Raw genomic sequence first — 14,854 nt, 5'->3', positions numbered from 1 at the left:
GTTGTTTCCCCTATCGCTCGCCGCGCGGCGGCTCGCTGCTTGAGGGGGAGAAGCCCCGTATTTCGCCGTCATGCTCGGGCTTGACCCGAGCATCCAGCGGCTCGGCGTTCGGATCGCGTTCATGACCTCCAAATCCGAACTGCGCGCGGAGATGCGCGGCCTGCGAAAGCGGCTGGCGGGGGCGGATCCGTTGGCGGGCGAGCGCGTGGCGGATCATGCCAGCGACCTGCCCCAGGGCCCCTGCGTGGCCCTTTATCGCGCCATGGGGTCGGAGATGGACCCGCAGCCCCTGGCTCGCGCGCTCCTGGCCACGGGGCGGATGCTGTGTCTGCCGGTGGTGATTGAGCGCGACGCGGCGATGGTGTTTCGCGCCTGGTCGCCCGGCGAGCCGTTGGAGATGGACGCGGCGGGCTGTCCAGCGCCGTTGCCGCTGGCGGCCACGGTCATCCCCGACCTGATCGTCACGCCGCTGCTGGCCTTTGACGGCTCAGGCGGGCGGTTGGGGCAAGGCGGGGGCTACTATGATCGGACCTTCGCGGCCTTGCCGCACATTGTCCGCATCGGCCTGGCCTATGCCGGGCAGCAGGTCGAGCGGCTGGAGATCGAGCCCCATGACATCCGCCTGCATGGCGTTCTGACCGAGACCGGCTATACCGCCTTCCCATGAGACTGGCGTTTTTCGGTGATGTGGTCGGCAAGTCGGGGCGGGATGGTCTGAGCGACCACCTGCCGGGGCTGAAGCGGGACCTGAAGCTCGATTTCGTGGTGGTCAACGCCGAGAACGCCGCCGGTGGATTCGGCATCACCGAAAATACGGCGCGTGAGCTGTTCATGGCCGGCGCCGACTGCCTGACGCTGGGCAACCACAGCTGGGACCAGCGCGAGGCCCTGACCTATATCGTGCGCGAGCCGCGCCTGATCCGCCCGGCCAACTATCCGCGCCTGATGGATGCGCCGGGCGCCGGCGCCAATCTGTTCGAGACCCATTCCGGGCGCACCGTCCTGGTCATGAACGTGCTGGGCCGGGTGCACATGGACCCCATGGACGATCCGTTCGGCGCCGTGGAGCGAGAACTGGCCGCCGCCCCCCTGGGCGCCGTGGCCGACGCCGTGATCGTGGACATGCACTGCGAGGCGACCAGCGAGAAGATGGCCATGGGCCACTTCTGCGACGGCCGGGCGTCGCTGGTGGTGGGCACTCACACCCATGTGCCGACCGCCGACTGCCAGATCCTGCCGGGCGGCACGGCCTATCAGACCGACGCCGGCGGCTGCTGCGACTATGACAGCGTCATCGGCAACGAGAAGGAAGAGCCGCTGCGGCGCTTCACCACGCGGATTTCCGGCGGGCGCTACACGCCCGCTTCGGGCCCGGCTACGATCTGCGGCGTCTATGTCGAGACAGACGACAGGACGGGCCTGGCCACCCGCGTCGAGCCGATCCGCGTAGGCGGCCGCCTTAGCCAGGCGGTGCCGGTCGTCTGATCAGCCGGCCGGACGCCAGGCGCGCATTTCGGCGATTTCTTGGGTCTGGGCGTCGATGACGGCTTGAGCCATGCGGCGGATTTCGGGGTCGCGGCTGTCGCGCAGGGCGACCTCGGCCATGGCGACGGCGCCCTGGTGGTGGGCGATCATCTTGGCGATGTAGGACTGATCCACCGTCTCGCCCGAGGCTTCGGCCATCAGGCGGTGCATTTCAGCCTCAGAGGCCGCGAAGGCCTGGTCGCCGGGCGTGGGGCCGGCGGCCGAGCCATGCCCCATCGCCGCGTGGTCGACCGGGGCCGGGCCGGAAATCTCGCCATCGGTGACCGTCGCGGCCTGGCGCTCGGCCGAGGCGTCGCGCAGGGCCTGCTGAACCGGATCGCCGCCGCCGTCGCAGGCGACGAGCAGCAGGGGCAGGGCGGTGGCTAGAAACAGACGGCGCATGGTCATCCTTCGATCCAGTTCGGCATCCAGCTTTCGTGCATCTCGCGCATATGATCCAGCGGGATGCGGAACAGTTCGCCGGACGAGAAGTCGCGGCCGACGGCGCGGCCGACGACCGAAGCGTGCAGGCCGGCGGCCTGGGCGCGGGCGATCAGGTCGGTCGGGTCCGAGACGCCGACCAGATAGCGGGCCTGGTCCTCGCCAAAGAGGAAGATGTGGGCGTGGGTGGCGCTGGTGGCGTCCAGCTCGACGCCGACGTCCGACGCCAGGGCCATGTCGGCGGCCGCGCCGATCAGGCCGCCGTCCGACAGGTCGTGCACGCAGGTCAGGTCGCCGCTCTCGATCAGGCCGCGCACGAAGTCGCCGGTCTTGCGCTCCAGGGCCAGGTCGACGGGCGGCGGAGCGCCGTCTTCGCGGCCCAGGAGCTCGCGCAGATACAGGCTGGCGCCCAGTTCGCCGACCGTCTCGCCGATCAGGACCAGGACCTCGCCCTCGGCCAGGCCGCCGAAACCGGCCGCCACGTCATAGTTGGGCAGCAGGCCCACGGCGCCGACCGTCGGGGTCGGCGGAATGGCGACGCCGTTGGTCTCGTTATAGAGGCTGACGTTGCCGCTCACGACGGGGAAGTCCAGCGCCCGGCAGGCCTCGGCCATGCCGTCGGTGGCGCGGACGATCTGGCCCATGATCTCGGGGCGCTGCGGATTGCCGAAGTTCAGGTTGTCGGTGATGGCGATGGGACGGCTGCCCACGGCGGTCAGGTTGCGCCAGGCCTCGGCCACGGCCTGCTTGCCGCCCTCGTAGGGATCGTTCTGGACATAGCGGGGGGTGCAGTCCGAGGTGACGGCCAGGCCCTTGTCGGTGCCGTGGACGCGCACGATGCCGGCGTCGGCCCCGGTGGCCGAGTCGTGCAGGGTGTCGGCCATGACGTGGCGGTCGTACTGCTCCCAGATCCAGCGCTTGGAGGCCATGTCGGGGCAGCAGACGACGTTCAGCACGGCGTCGGCCCAGCTCTCGGGGGCCGGCACGTCGGCGGGCGCGAGGCGCGGATGCAGTTCGGGCTGGACCCAAGGGCGGTCGTATAGCGGCGCGTCGTCGAACAGCGGAGCCAGGGGCACGTCGCAGACGGTTTCGCCGTGGTGCTTCAGGACCAGATGGCCGGTGTCGGTGGTCTTGCCGATGACGGCGAAGTCCAGGCCCCATTTCTGAAAGATGCGGTGGCCGTCGGCCTCGCGGCCGGGCTTCAGGACCGCCAGCATCCGCTCCTGGCTTTCCGACAGCATCATCTCATAAGCGGTCATGCCGGTTTCGCGCTGAGGCACCTTGTCCAGGTCCAGCTCGACGCCGACGCCGCCCTTGCCGGCCATTTCGACCGAGGAAGAGGTCAGGCCCGCCGCGCCCATGTCCTGAATGGCGGCCACGGCGCCCGACGCCATCAGCTCCAGCGTGGCCTCGATCAGCAGCTTTTCGGCGAAGGGGTCGCCGACCTGGACGGTGGGGCGCTTCGACTCGGATTCGTCGTCGAACTCGGTCGAGGACATGGTCGCGCCGTGGATGCCGTCGCGGCCGGTCTTGGAGCCGAAGTACACCACGTCATGACCGGCTTCCGGCGCGGCCGAGTAATAGATCTCGTCGGCGCGGGCCAGGCCGACGCACATGGCGTTGACCAGGATGTTGCCGTTGTAGCCCTTGTGGAAGTTCGTTTCCCCCGCGACGGTCGGCACGCCGACGCAGTTGCCGTAGCCGCCGATGCCGGCGACCACGCCCTTGACCAGACGCCTGGACTTCTCGTGGCTGGGATCGCCGAAGCGCAGCGCGTTCAGCAGGGCCACCGGGCGCGCGCCCATGGTGAAGACATCGCGCATGATGCCGCCCACGCCCGTCGCCGCGCCCTGATAGGGCTCGATGTAGGAGGGATGGTTGTGGCTTTCCATCTTGAAGATGCAGGCGTCGCCGTCGTCGATGTCGATGACGCCGGCGTTCTCGCCTGGGCCGCAGATGACGCGCTCACCCGTGACGGGGAACTTCATCAGCTGTGTCTTGGAGGATTTGTAGGAGCAGTGCTCGGACCACATGACCGAGAAGACGCCCAGTTCGACCTGGTTGGGCTCGCGGCCCAGCCGGTCCAGCAGGACCTGATACTCATTGGGTGCCAGGCCGTATTCGGCGGCGAGTTCGGCGGTGGTCTTTTCGGGCGCGCTCATGGGCCGCGCTTCTAGCCGTCGCGGGGCGATCTGTCAGCCTCGGCGTGGAACATCGGGGCTGGCGCGCGCTTGTCGAGGGCGACAACAGGAGACGCGCCATGACCGATCAGCCCCTCGACCCCGCCGCCACGCCCGAAGACGACGACGCGCCCGAGATCGCCGCGGACGACGCCGGGGCCTCGGCCCTGGCCGAACGCCTGCAGAAGACGAACGAAGACGGCGAAGAGGGGGAGGACGGCGAGGGGGTCTGACCCCCTCGCCTCAGCGGGCGCGGTCGACGCCGCGTTGGAGGCGGAACACAAGCATGACCGCGCCGATGATCAGCAACACGGCGGCGGCCAGGGCGGTGAAGCCGACCGTTGGATTGCGCTCCTGTTCGGCCACAAAGGCGCCGATCAGGCCCCAGGCGATGGGGAGGGGATAGGCCATCAGCCGCAGCGCCCACGTCACGGCCAGGGCGACCAGGACCACCGCGACGATGGCCAGAATGGCCCAAGCCGTCGGCGACAGCATCGTCGGCAGGGCGTCCAGGGCCGTGGCGGTGGTCAGCAGGTTCAGCGGCGCGGCGATGGTCAGCCAGCCGGCCAGGGCGGCCAGGGGCCAAGCCAGGAACAGGCGGTCGCCGTCGCGCAAGGGCAGCGACCGAATGGCCCGCGACGCCAGCAGCAGCGGGATCAGCAGGGCTAGAAGCGCGGCGAAGATCACGCCGACGCTGGCGACCTTGAGGTTCAGCGCCGCGACGATGATCCACAGGCCGATGCCGAAGAAGGCCACGATGGACGGAAACGCCATGTGGCTGATCAGCGGACTTTCGCCGGTCTGCGGCAGCATCAGTCGGAGGGCGTAGGCCAGGATGCCGAGATAGATCAGGCCCCAGATCGAAAAGGCGTAGCCCGCCACGCGCAGGGTCGAATCGCCGTCGGCGGCGAACTCGGCCTGGGTCAGGCCCCAGCCGGCCAGGTTCTGGGCGACAGGAACCATGATGGCGAAGACAGCCGCGACCAGCACCAGCAGCCGGCGGGTCCGCTGGCGCGGATTGGGACGGATGATCGAGGACATGCGGCTCTCCGGCTAAGCTTCGCCCTCATTACGCATGGGCAGGCGCGAGGTTCAACGGATGGGAAGAAGCGATTGCCGCCGTGCCGCGCGCCGAAGCGGCCGTCGAGGGGCCGCCTGTCCGGCAGCGGCAGCGCAGCGTGGGGCTCGCCTTGACTCGTGCGCTCTCACGACCGACACGCGGCGTCCATGATCAGTCGTTACTCACGCCCCGAAGCCGTCGCCCTGTGGTCGCAAGAGACCAAGTACTCGATCTGGTTCGAGATCGAGGCCCACGCCGCCACCAAGATGGCCGAACTGGGCGTCATTCCGACCGAGGCGGCGCAGGCCCTGTGGTCCAAGGGCAAGGACGTGGTGTGGGACGCCGACCGCATCGACGAGATCGAGCGCACCACCAAGCATGACGTCATCGCCTTCCTGACCCATGTGTCGGAGACGGCGGGCGAGGAAGCCCGCTTCCTGCACCAGGGCATGACGTCGTCGGACGTGCTGGACACCTGTTTCGCGGTCCAGCTGGCGCGCGCCACCGACCTGCTGCTGGGCGGCGTCGACCGCGTTCTGGCGGCGCTGGAGACTCGCGCCAAGGAACACAAATACACCGTCACCGTCGGACGCTCGCACGGCATCCACGCCGAACCGGTGACTTTCGGCCTGAAGCTGGCCGGCTACCACGCCGAGTTCCAGCGCGCCCGTCGCCGCCTGGTCACGGCGCGCGAAGAGATCGCCACCTGCGCCATCTCCGGCGCCGTCGGCACCTTCGCCAATGTCGATCCGGCGGTCGAAGACTATGTCGCGGAAAAAATGGGGCTGGCCGTCGAGCCGGTCTCGACCCAGGTCATTCCGCGCGACCGGCACGCCGCCTATTTCGCCGCCCTCGGCGTCGTGGCTTCGTCCATTGAGCGCCTGGCCACCGAAATCCGCCATCTGCAGCGCACCGAGGTGCTGGAGGCCGAGGAGTTTTTCGACAAGGGTCAGAAGGGCTCGTCGGCCATGCCGCACAAGCGCAACCCGATCCTGACCGAGAACCTGACCGGCCTGGCGCGCCTGGTGCGTTCGGCCGTGACGCCGGCGATGGAGAATGTCGCCCTGTGGCACGAGCGCGACATCAGCCACTCGTCGGTCGAGCGCGGCATCGGGCCGGACGCCACCATCCACCTGGACTTCGCCCTGCATCGCCTGGCCGGCGTGGTCGAGCGGCTGAACATCTATCCCGAGAACATGCAGAAGAACCTGGACCGCCTGGGCGGCCTGGTCTTCTCGCAACGGGTCATGCTGGCCCTGACGCAGGCAGGGGTGTCGCGCGAGGACGCCTATGCCGCCGTTCAGGAGAACGCCATGAAGGTCTGGCGCGGCGAAGGCCGCTTCATCGACTTTCTGAAAGCCGACGACCGCGTCACTCTCCCTGCCGGCGATCTCGAGGCCCTGTTCGATCTCGGCTACCACACCAAACATGTCGACACCGTGTTCCGGCGCGTCTTCGGGGCCGAATAGAGCCGGCAAGATGGCGTCGTGTCACGGCGGCGTGATCACAATTGTCGCGGCCATGCATCTTTTTCCGCGCTGAGGGGTAACTGCTGCGACGTCGCGATCAAGTCGGCGTTACAGGAGAGAAACACGCCATGAAGATCACCCGCTTCGGCGCCGCCGCCGTATCGACTGCCGCCCTGCTGGCCCTGGCCGCGTGCGGCGACAACACCCAGACGCCCGCCACGGACGCCGCGCCGGCCGACGACATGGCCATGGCCCCGGCCACGACCGATCCCATGGTCGGCGGCGCCGCCATGAGCCCCAACGACAACATCGTCGCCAACGCCTCCAAGGCCTCGAACCTGACGACCCTTGTCAGCGCGGTCCAGGCGGCCGGCCTCGTCGAGACCCTGCAGGGTCCGGGCCCCTTCACCGTCTTCGCGCCCGACAACGGCGCCTTCGAAAAGATCCCGGCCGACACCCGTGAAGGCCTGATGCAGCCGGCGCAGCGCGACGCCCTGCGCGGCATTCTGACCTATCACGTGGTGCCCGGCCGCTTGACCGCCGCCGACATCGCCGCCCAGGCCCAGGCCAACAACGGCGTGGCCACCCTGACCACCGTCCAGGGCGACACCCTGACCGTGCGCGATGCGGGCGGCGGCCGTTGGACCATCACCGACGGCGCCGGCGGAACCTCGACCATCACCCAGGCTGATGTCGGCCAGTCGAACGGCGTTGTTCACGTCATCGATACGGTGCTGATGCCCGCGTAAGCCGCGTCTGCAACCAAACGCCCCCTGACGAGTTTTCAGGGGGCGCGAGACGCAAAATCCCGGGACCCCTTTTCCCCCCAAGGGCGAACGGAAGAAGGGCCGCACTTCCCCGAGTGCGGCCCTTTTCATTTGTCAGAATTCGTTGTGGCGGGAAGCGCCTACTCGCCGGCGCGGATCGAATCCCGGGCCATGGAGGCGAACTCGTCCATCTTGGACAGGATTTCGCCCTCGGACACGCTCAGGCCCGAGCCCTTGATGTCGCCGGCGATCTTGCGGAACACGTCGTCGTCGCCCGGCTGCTCGAAATCGGCTCTGACTACGGCGTTGGCGTACTGCTCGGCGCTCTCGGCCGACAGACCCATTTTCTCGGCGGCCCACAGACCCAGCATCTTGTTCCGGCGCGCGATAGCCTTGAACTCCTGCTCTTGATCGAGGGCGAATTTGGCTTCGAAGGCCTTTTCCCGATCGTCGAAGGTGGTCATAGGCGTCATAGGCTCCGCATCGGCGCCCGGTCTTGGCGCCGCCGCCGTCTATAGACCGCTGCCGTCCGAACGCAACACGTTCCGTTAGCCTCCGGTAAGCCTTTGGGCTCGCGTGTCGTTTGTGTCGCGCGCGGCCTTCGGCTAAGAAGGCCGCGATCCTTTTCAGCGTCGACCGATTCCGAGATCGCGCCGCCCGGACCTCAGCTCCGGCCGCGCTTTTTTTGTTTCTGGAGGCGCGCCCACCGCTCCCCCGGGGCTCAAGATGAACGCCAAGCGCAAGAAGCTCTACGAGGGCAAGGCCAAGATCCTTTACGAAGGACCCGAGCCCGGCACCCTGATCCAGTACTTCAAGGACGACGCCACCGCCTTCAACGCCCAGAAGAAGGCCACGCTGGAAGGCAAGGGCGTCATCAACAATCAGATCAGCGAATTCATCATGTCGCGCCTGAACGGCATCGGCGTGACCAACCACTTCATCAAGCGGCTGAACCTGCGCGAACAGCTGATCCGCGAGGTCGAGATCATTCCGCTGGAAGTGGTGTGCCGCAACATCGTCGCCGGCTCGATGAGCCAGCGTCTGGGCATCGAGGAAGGCACGCCCCTGCCCCGCTCGATCATCGAATTCTACCTCAAGAAGGACGAGCTCGGCGACCCGATGGTCACCGAGGAGCACATCACCGCCTTCAACTGGGCCTCGACCCAGGAGTTGGACGACATGCTGGCCATGACGGTGCGCGTGAACGACTATCTGTCGGGCATGTTCGGCGCCGTCGGCATCACCCTGGTGGACTTCAAGATCGAGTTCGGCCGCGTCTGGGAGAACGACTTCGCCCGCGTCCTGCTGGCCGACGAGATCAGCCCCGACAGCTGCCGACTGTGGGACGCCACAACCGGCGAGAAGCTGGACAAGGATCGCTTCCGTCGCGACTTGGGCAATGTGATCGAGAGCTACACCGAGGTCGCGCGCCGCCTGGGCATCATGAAGGGCATGCCGACCGTGATCCAGGGGGGACTGCACTGATGGCCAGGGTCAAGGTTCGCGTCTTCCTCAAGCCCGGCGTTCTGGACGTGCAGGGCAAGGCCGTCGAGGGCGCCCTGCAGGGCCTGGGCTGGTCCGGCGTCGCCAACGCCCGCGTCGGCAAGCTGATCGAGTTCGACCTGACCGGCGCCGAAGACCCGGCCGCCGAGGCCAAGCGCATGGCCGAGACCCTGCTGGCCAACACCGTCATCGAATCCTACCGGATCGAGGTCGAGTAGGGCCATGAAGCGGCTGATGAAGCTGTTCGTCGCCCTGTTCGTCGTCATCGGCGTGGCGGTCTTCGCCACCGCCATGGCGGGCGGTCTGATGGACGACAGCGCCTTCACCGAACAGGCGCAGGGCCACTGAAGCCAACCCTTGATCGCCTTCGCGCGTTAGGCTGAGTTCACCCCTCAGACACGCAGGAGCGACTTGATGGCCTTCACCCTGACCTCGACCGATTTCAAGGACGGCGACACGCTTCCCGACGCCCAGGTTCAAGCCAAGGGCAACACCTCGCCGCATCTCGCGTGGTCGGGCGCGCCCGAGGGGACCAAGTCCTTCGCCATCACCTGTTATGACCCCGATGCGCCGACCGGCTCGGGCTTCTGGCACTGGACGGTGGCCAACATTCCCGCCGACGTCAGTGAAATCCCGTCCGGCGGCCCGGTCCCGGCCGGCGCGGTCGAGGGTCGCACCGACTATGGCGAGCCCGGCTTCGGCGGCGCCGCCCCGCCCCCCGGCCACGGCCCGCACCGCTACATCTTCACCGTCTTCGCGGTCGACACTGAAAAGCTGGAGGTGACGTCCGAGGACTCGGGCGCCAAATACGGCTTCAACCTGCACTTCCACACGCTCGCCAAGGCCTCGATCACGGCCACCTACGAAAACAAAGGTTGATCGCCGACAGGCCGATGGGCGGTTGAAGCGTTTGCGCGCGGCCCTATTTTGCAGCGCAGCAATTCCCGCATTTCTCGTCTGAAAGCGCCGCCCATGGCCGACGCCTCCTCCTGCCTCGACCCCGTCGAGTGCGGCGCCCCGCCCGCATCTCGCTCGCCCGCCTGCATCGCCCTGGTGCTGGCGGCGCTGGGCATGGGCGGGTTCGCCATCGGCGTGACCGAGTTCGCGGCCATGAGCGTGCTCCCGGCCTTCGCCGCCGGCCTGGGCGTCGATGAGCCGACTGCCGGCCACGTCATCAGCGCCTACGCCGCCGGCGTGGTGGTCGGCGCGCCGATCCTGGCGGTGCTGGGCGCCCGCGCGCCGCGCTGGCTGCTGCTGATCGGCTTCATGGCCCTGTTCGCCGTCGGCAACGGGCTGAGCGCGCTGGCCCCGACTTACGAGTGGATGCTGGTGTTCCGCTTCCTGTCGGGCGTGCCGCACGGGGCCTATTTCGGCGTCGCCGCCCTGGTCGCGGCGTCTCTGGTGCCCCTGCGCCTGCGCAGCCGGGCGGTGTCGACCACCTTGCTGGGGCTGACCATCGGCACGGTGATAGGCGTGCCGGCCGTCAACGCCATCAGCCAGGCCCACGGCTGGCGCTGGACCTTCGCCATCGTCGCCGGCCTGGCCATCCTGACCATGAGCCTGATCGCCCTGTTCGCCCCGCGCGACCCGGCTCACCGCGACGCCACGCCGTGGCGCGAACTGGGCGCCTTGAAGCGCGGCCAGGTCTGGCTGACCCTGGGGGTCGGCGCCGTCGGCTTCGGCGGCCTGTTCGCGGTCTACGCCTATCTGGCCTCGACCCTGACGGCGGTGACCGGGGCCGGTCCCGAAATCCTGCCCTGGGTCTTCGCCGTTTTCGGCCTGGGCATGGTGGCGGGCAATCTCGTCGCCGGCTGGGCGGCGGATCGATTCGGCATGCCGGCGGCCGGCGGCCTGCTGCTGTGGAGCGCCTTTGCGCTGGCGCTGTATCCCTTCGCCGCGCCGCATCTGTGGGCCATGTTCGTCGTCGTCTTCCTGATCGGCGGCGGCGGCGGCCTGGGCTCGGTGCTGCAGACCCGGCTGATGGACGTGGCCGGCGACGCCCAGACCCTGGCCGCGGCGCTGAACCACTCGGCCTTCAACTTCGCCAATGCGCTGGGGCCGCTGCTGGCCGGCATGGCCGTGGCGGCCGGCTGGGGCTGGATTTCGACCGGCTGGGTCGGCGTCGGCCTGTCGCTGGCGGGCTTCCTGATCTGGGTCGTGGCGTGGCGCACCGGGCGTCCGTCGCGCACGGCCTGACATCGCCCGCGAGAGGTGCTAGACGCCCGCCCATGAGCGCAGCCGTCATCGTCTTCCCCGGTTCCAACTGCGATCGCGACTGCAAGGTCGCCGTCGAACGCTCGACCGGCGAGCGGGTCCACATGGTCTGGCACGCCGAGACCGAACTGCCGGACGACCTGGACCTGATCGTCCTGCCCGGCGGCTTCTCCTACGGCGACTATCTGCGTTGCGGCGCCATGGCGGCCCAGGCCCCCATCATGCAGGCGGTCAAGAAGGCCGCCGACGACGGCGTTGCCGTGGTCGGCATCTGCAACGGCTTCCAAATCCTGTGCGAAGCGGGCCTGCTGCCCGGCGCCTTGCTGCGCAACTCGGGCCTCAAATACGTCTGCAAGCCGATCAGCCTGACGGTCGCCAACGGCCAGACTCGGTTCACCTCCGGCTATCAGGGCCAGCGCGAGGTGGTGATGACCCAGGGCAACGGCGACGGAAACTACTACGCCGACGCCGAGACCCTGGCCCGGCTCGAGGGCGAGGGCCAGGTCGTGTTCCGCTACGTCGACAATCCCAACGGCTCGGTCGCCGACATCGCGGGCATCCAGAATGCACGCGGCAATGTGCTGGGCATGATGCCCCACCCTGACCGCGCCTTCGAGGCCGAGCTGGGCTCCGCCGACGGCGCGACCCTGTTCCGCTCCATCTACGCAGCGGCCTGAGAATACTCGCCTCGCGCTGGCTGCGGCGCTGATGGTGTCCGCCTGCGCGACTCCCCATGTGGCCACGCCGTTCGAGCGGGCGGCGGCCGCGCCGACACCCGAGCAGGAGAACCGCAAAGGGCGTAAACCTGCGGAAACCATTCCCGCTGACGCCGATTTAAGGCAGGCGGGTTAGAAGGGCTCGTCTAGGAGAGCCGCCATGGCCGTCGCGTCCTGTCCACCCTCGTCGCCTCTGCTGAAGCGGCTGCTGAGCGTCCTGGGCTTCACGCTGATGGGCGGCTGCGTGTTCGGTCTGCTGTTGACGAGCCTGATCTAGCGGCCGCCTTCGGCCCCGGCGGCGAGGGCCATTTCAAGCGTCGGGCGCGGGGGCGCCGCATAGTCCAGACCGATCGGGACGGTGCGGGCGCCGGAGGCTGCGGCGTCCAGGGTGTTGAGCGGTCCGCCCAGCATTCGCTGATATATCCAATAGGCGGCGACGACTTTTTCGACGTAGTCGCGGGCCTGAGGCACGTCGATGGTTTCGATGAGAAGCAGCGGATCTGCGTCCGGTCCCAGCCTGCGGATCGCAGCCAGCATGGGGCCGGGTCCGGCGTTGTATGAGGCTACGGCCTTAAGCAGATCGCCCTGAAACGCCGGAAGCTGGAGCATTCGGTTCACATAGGCCTGGCCCAGCCTCAGATTAACGGCGGGATCGAACAACCGCTCGGGCTGGCTGACGAAGCCCCGGTCGCCGGTCAGTTCGGCGGCGGTGGCGGGCATAACCTGCATGACGCCATAGGCGCCTGCGCCGGAGCGTGCGTTGGCCTCGAACCCCGTCTCCTTGCGGGCTATGGCGTAGACCAGCGCGCGCTCGACGGTGAAGCCGCCCTCGGGCTCCAGAACCGGGAGCGGGTAGCGGGTGGCGTCGATCCGAGCGGCGTCCTCTTCTGCGCCCGACGACATCAGCCGCGCCAGGCTTGTCCACATGCGCCGGGCCGTATCCTCGACCGCGCCGCGCAGACCCTGGCGCACCGCGCTTTCGGCGTCGCCTCGGCGGCCGACTTCGTAAAAGGCCAAGGCTCGGCGCGCCTTCTCGTCGGACTGCAGGAAGGCGTGCAATTCGACAGGATCGGCCGCATAGGCGCCGTCCGGCTCGGCGCGCAGCGACGCGTGGCGGACCTCAGCGTGATAGGGGCGCGGGCCGAGGTTCTCGATCAGCGGCTCTTCGCCGAGCTGCCGCAGGGCGATCTGTCCGTAGAAGCTGGCCGGCCAACGCGCCGCAAGCCGCAGATACTCGTTGATGCGGTCCTGACGGCCGCTCTGAGCGGCGGCGCGGGCGGACCAGAAGGCGGCGCCGGCGCGGACCCAGGGATCCTCGGTGGGATCGAGCGCCACCCGTTCGAAAGACCTGAAGGCCTCGGAGAAGTCGTTGAGGCGCCATTGGGCCAGGCCGACCGTCCACCAGTCTCCGGTTTGGCGGCCCAGTTCGACGGCGCCGGACAGGTCGTCGGCGTTCAGCCGGATGCGGGCGGCCTTTTCAGGGTTTTCACCGGACGCCACGCTGTCCCAGGTCCGGCCGCCTACGCCGGCGGGGCGACGCGGCTCGGGCGCGCCGTCGGGCCGGCGACGCAGGGCCAAGGCGTAGACGCGCGGAGCCTCTGGCGTGTCGGCATAGGTTTCGAGCCAGGCCGCCAGTTCGTCGTATGTGGCTGCATGGTTGCGATGGAACAGCCTTTCGAACTCGACCTGGCCCAGCAGGACGCGGTCCTGGGCCTGTCTGGCCGAGGCGCGGGCCAGTTCCAGGTCGCCACGGCGCAGGGCGTCGAAGGCGGTGGTGTAGCTAAGACGGTCCGCCGAACTGAGGGCGCTGAGCGGCCCGACCTCGGAGGCGGCCAAGGGGCGGCGCGCGGCCTCCGCTTCGGCCAGCGCGGGGGCGGGCGCAGTCGAGAGGCCTGTGGCGAACACGGCGGCGACCAGCGGAGCCAGAGCCACGCGACGGAAACGGAACATATGCGGCGGCCCCCTGTTGCGGCGTCGTCCCGTCTCGATTCGGGTTGGGCGCTAAGTGCAAGGCGATGGTCGTCAGCCGCTCATCATGCCGGAATCACGAATCCGGCTCAAGCATTTCGCCATCCAGGCGAGCGGCCAGGGCCAGTAGATCGGCCCATGCGGCCTTCTTCGCCTGAGGTTGGCGCAAAAGAAAGGCGGGGTGCAGCGTCGGCATGGCGGGCGCCGAGACCGCGCCCTCGGCCAGGCGCCAGTCGTGCCAGTTTCCGCGCAGTCGCATGATGCCCTCATCCACTTGCAGCACCGACTTGGCCGCTGCGGCGCCCAGCAGCAGCACCGCGCGCGGTTTCAGAATGGCGAAGGCGCGCTCGACGAAAGGAGCGCAGACGGCCTGTTCCTGAGGCGTCGGCGTGCGGTTGCCCGGCGGGCGCCAGAAGACAGTGTTGGTGATGAACACGCGGTCGGTCAGGCCGGCGGCGGCGAGCATCCGGTCCAGCAGCTGGCCGGCCTTGCCCACGAAGGGCTGGCCCTGACGGTCCTCTTCGGCGCCCGGCCCCTCGCCGATCACCAGGACCGTCGCATCAGGATTTCCACGACCGAACACGGCCTGGGTCGCGCCCATGCCGGACAGGGGGCAGCCGGTGAAGGCGGCGACCGCGGCGGCCAGTTCGTCCAGCGTCGTGGCGGAGGCGGCCAGCCGGCGCGCCTCGCCCAGGGCGTCGCCGGTCTGAACCAGGGGCGTGACAGAGGCCGTCGCGCGCGCCACCGCCTTTGCGGCGGGCGCAGGGGCCACATGGGTGCGGTCGATCGGCGCGTCTTCCAGGCACGCGTCCACGCCCGCGTCGGCCCAGAAGGCCAGCAAGGCCTCTGCGACCCTGTAGTCATGCGACGGATCGGCGATCTGATCGTTCATCGCCGTGAGGGTTAAACCTTGACCGCCGCCGCGTCACCTTCCGATAAGGCGGATAACCACGACAAGAACAGGGATTCAGCCTGAATGGCCGAGGAAGCGATCGAAGGCGGCGCCGAGAAC

Annotated in this window: 16 protein-coding genes; 10 read left to right on the top strand and 6 right to left on the bottom strand. The window is 68.6% G+C overall.

The genetic code is table 11. The features are described 5' to 3' along the window. The first annotated feature begins 121 nt into the window (after positions 1–121). Together E4M01_RS00495 and E4M01_RS00490 are read left to right on the top strand one after the other, a co-directional pair. Entirely contained in the window at positions 122–667 is a 546-nt protein-coding gene (locus E4M01_RS00495; protein WP_135066170.1) for a 5-formyltetrahydrofolate cyclo-ligase, read from the top strand. Continuing rightward, positions 664–1,485 (top strand): TIGR00282 family metallophosphoesterase, encoded by an 822-nt coding sequence (locus E4M01_RS00490; protein ID WP_135066167.1) that lies wholly within the window; start codon positions 664–666, stop codon positions 1,483–1,485. The genes E4M01_RS00495 and E4M01_RS00490 overlap by 4 nt, the downstream gene beginning before the upstream one ends. On the opposite strand, the gene E4M01_RS00485 is transcribed toward E4M01_RS00490, so the two are convergent. Next, the gene (locus E4M01_RS00485; protein ID WP_135066164.1) at positions 1,486–1,932 is read right to left on the bottom strand and encodes a DUF305 domain-containing protein; all 447 of its coding nucleotides are present in this window, start codon (positions 1,930–1,932) and stop codon (positions 1,486–1,488) included. Then, the gene (purL, locus tag E4M01_RS00480) at positions 1,929–4,127 is read right to left on the bottom strand and encodes a phosphoribosylformylglycinamidine synthase subunit PurL (RefSeq protein ID WP_135066161.1); all 2,199 of its coding nucleotides are present in this window, start codon (positions 4,125–4,127) and stop codon (positions 1,929–1,931) included. Before purL ends, E4M01_RS00485 begins: the two co-directional genes overlap by 4 nt. A gap of 98 nt (positions 4,128–4,225) precedes the next feature. Here purL and E4M01_RS00475 point away from each other — a divergent pair, with 98 nt between their 5' ends. Beyond that, positions 4,226–4,378 (top strand): hypothetical protein, encoded by a 153-nt coding sequence (locus E4M01_RS00475; RefSeq protein ID WP_167765452.1) that lies wholly within the window; start codon positions 4,226–4,228, stop codon positions 4,376–4,378. Positions 4,379–4,388: 10 nt separating this feature from the next. Here the strand turns inward: E4M01_RS00475 and E4M01_RS00470 are convergent, their stop codons facing one another. Next, positions 4,389–5,186 carry a hypothetical protein gene (locus E4M01_RS00470; RefSeq protein ID WP_135066158.1) on the bottom strand — a complete coding sequence of 266 codons (798 nt, stop codon included), beginning with the start codon at positions 5,184–5,186 and terminating at the stop codon, positions 4,389–4,391. Positions 5,187–5,372: 186 nt separating this feature from the next. On the opposite strand from E4M01_RS00470, the gene purB reads away from it, so the two are divergent. Together purB and E4M01_RS00460 are read left to right on the top strand one after the other, a co-directional pair. Beyond that, positions 5,373–6,674 (top strand): adenylosuccinate lyase, encoded by a 1,302-nt coding sequence (gene purB, locus E4M01_RS00465; protein WP_135066155.1) that lies wholly within the window; start codon positions 5,373–5,375, stop codon positions 6,672–6,674. A 128-nt stretch (positions 6,675–6,802) separates the two neighbouring features. Beyond that, complete coding sequence (locus tag E4M01_RS00460; protein ID WP_135066152.1) at positions 6,803–7,423, top strand: fasciclin domain-containing protein; 621 nt, start codon at positions 6,803–6,805, stop codon at positions 7,421–7,423. Between the two features lie 158 nt (positions 7,424–7,581). Here E4M01_RS00460 and E4M01_RS00455 read toward each other — a convergent pair whose 3' ends face one another. Continuing rightward, positions 7,582–7,905 carry a DUF1476 domain-containing protein gene (locus tag E4M01_RS00455; RefSeq protein ID WP_135066149.1) on the bottom strand — a complete coding sequence of 108 codons (324 nt, stop codon included), beginning with the start codon at positions 7,903–7,905 and terminating at the stop codon, positions 7,582–7,584. Between the two features lie 262 nt (positions 7,906–8,167). Between E4M01_RS00455 and purC the strand changes: the two genes are divergently transcribed. The 5 genes from purC (at position 8,168) to purQ (ending at position 11,835) form a co-directional block, all read left to right on the top strand. Further along, positions 8,168–8,926: a phosphoribosylaminoimidazolesuccinocarboxamide synthase gene (gene purC, locus E4M01_RS00450; protein ID WP_135066146.1), complete on the top strand. Its 759-nt coding sequence runs from the start codon at positions 8,168–8,170 to the stop codon at positions 8,924–8,926. Continuing rightward, complete coding sequence (gene purS, locus E4M01_RS00445; RefSeq protein ID WP_135066144.1) at positions 8,926–9,162, top strand: phosphoribosylformylglycinamidine synthase subunit PurS; 237 nt, start codon at positions 8,926–8,928, stop codon at positions 9,160–9,162. Before purC ends, purS begins: the two co-directional genes overlap by 1 nt. 196 nt (positions 9,163–9,358) lie before the next feature. Next, on the top strand, positions 9,359–9,823 hold the full coding sequence (locus E4M01_RS00440; protein WP_135066141.1) for a YbhB/YbcL family Raf kinase inhibitor-like protein: 465 nt from the start codon (positions 9,359–9,361) through the stop codon (positions 9,821–9,823). A 93-nt stretch (positions 9,824–9,916) separates the two neighbouring features. Next, the gene (locus tag E4M01_RS00435; RefSeq protein ID WP_135066138.1) at positions 9,917–11,140 is read left to right on the top strand and encodes an MFS transporter; all 1,224 of its coding nucleotides are present in this window, start codon (positions 9,917–9,919) and stop codon (positions 11,138–11,140) included. 32 nt (positions 11,141–11,172) lie between these two features. Continuing rightward, on the top strand, positions 11,173–11,835 hold the full coding sequence (gene purQ / locus E4M01_RS00430) for a phosphoribosylformylglycinamidine synthase subunit PurQ (RefSeq protein WP_135066135.1): 663 nt from the start codon (positions 11,173–11,175) through the stop codon (positions 11,833–11,835). A 312-nt stretch (positions 11,836–12,147) separates the two neighbouring features. On the opposite strand, the gene E4M01_RS00425 is transcribed toward purQ, so the two are convergent. Both E4M01_RS00425 and E4M01_RS00420 read right to left on the bottom strand, forming a co-directional pair. Continuing rightward, on the bottom strand, positions 12,148–13,824 hold the full coding sequence (locus E4M01_RS00425) for a lytic transglycosylase domain-containing protein (protein ID WP_135066132.1): 1,677 nt from the start codon (positions 13,822–13,824) through the stop codon (positions 12,148–12,150). Positions 13,825–13,918: 94 nt separating this feature from the next. Then, positions 13,919–14,734, bottom strand: a complete 816-nt coding sequence (locus E4M01_RS00420; RefSeq protein WP_135066129.1) for a uracil-DNA glycosylase family protein — start codon at positions 14,732–14,734, stop codon at positions 13,919–13,921. Positions 14,735–14,854: the final 120 nt, after the last annotated feature.

The organism is Brevundimonas sp. MF30-B (assembly GCF_004683885.1).
In the GTDB taxonomy this organism is placed as follows: Bacteria; Pseudomonadota; Alphaproteobacteria; order Caulobacterales; family Caulobacteraceae; genus Brevundimonas.
Note: the sequence above shows the minus strand (reverse complement) of the source record. Positions and strands in the feature narration are given on the sequence as shown.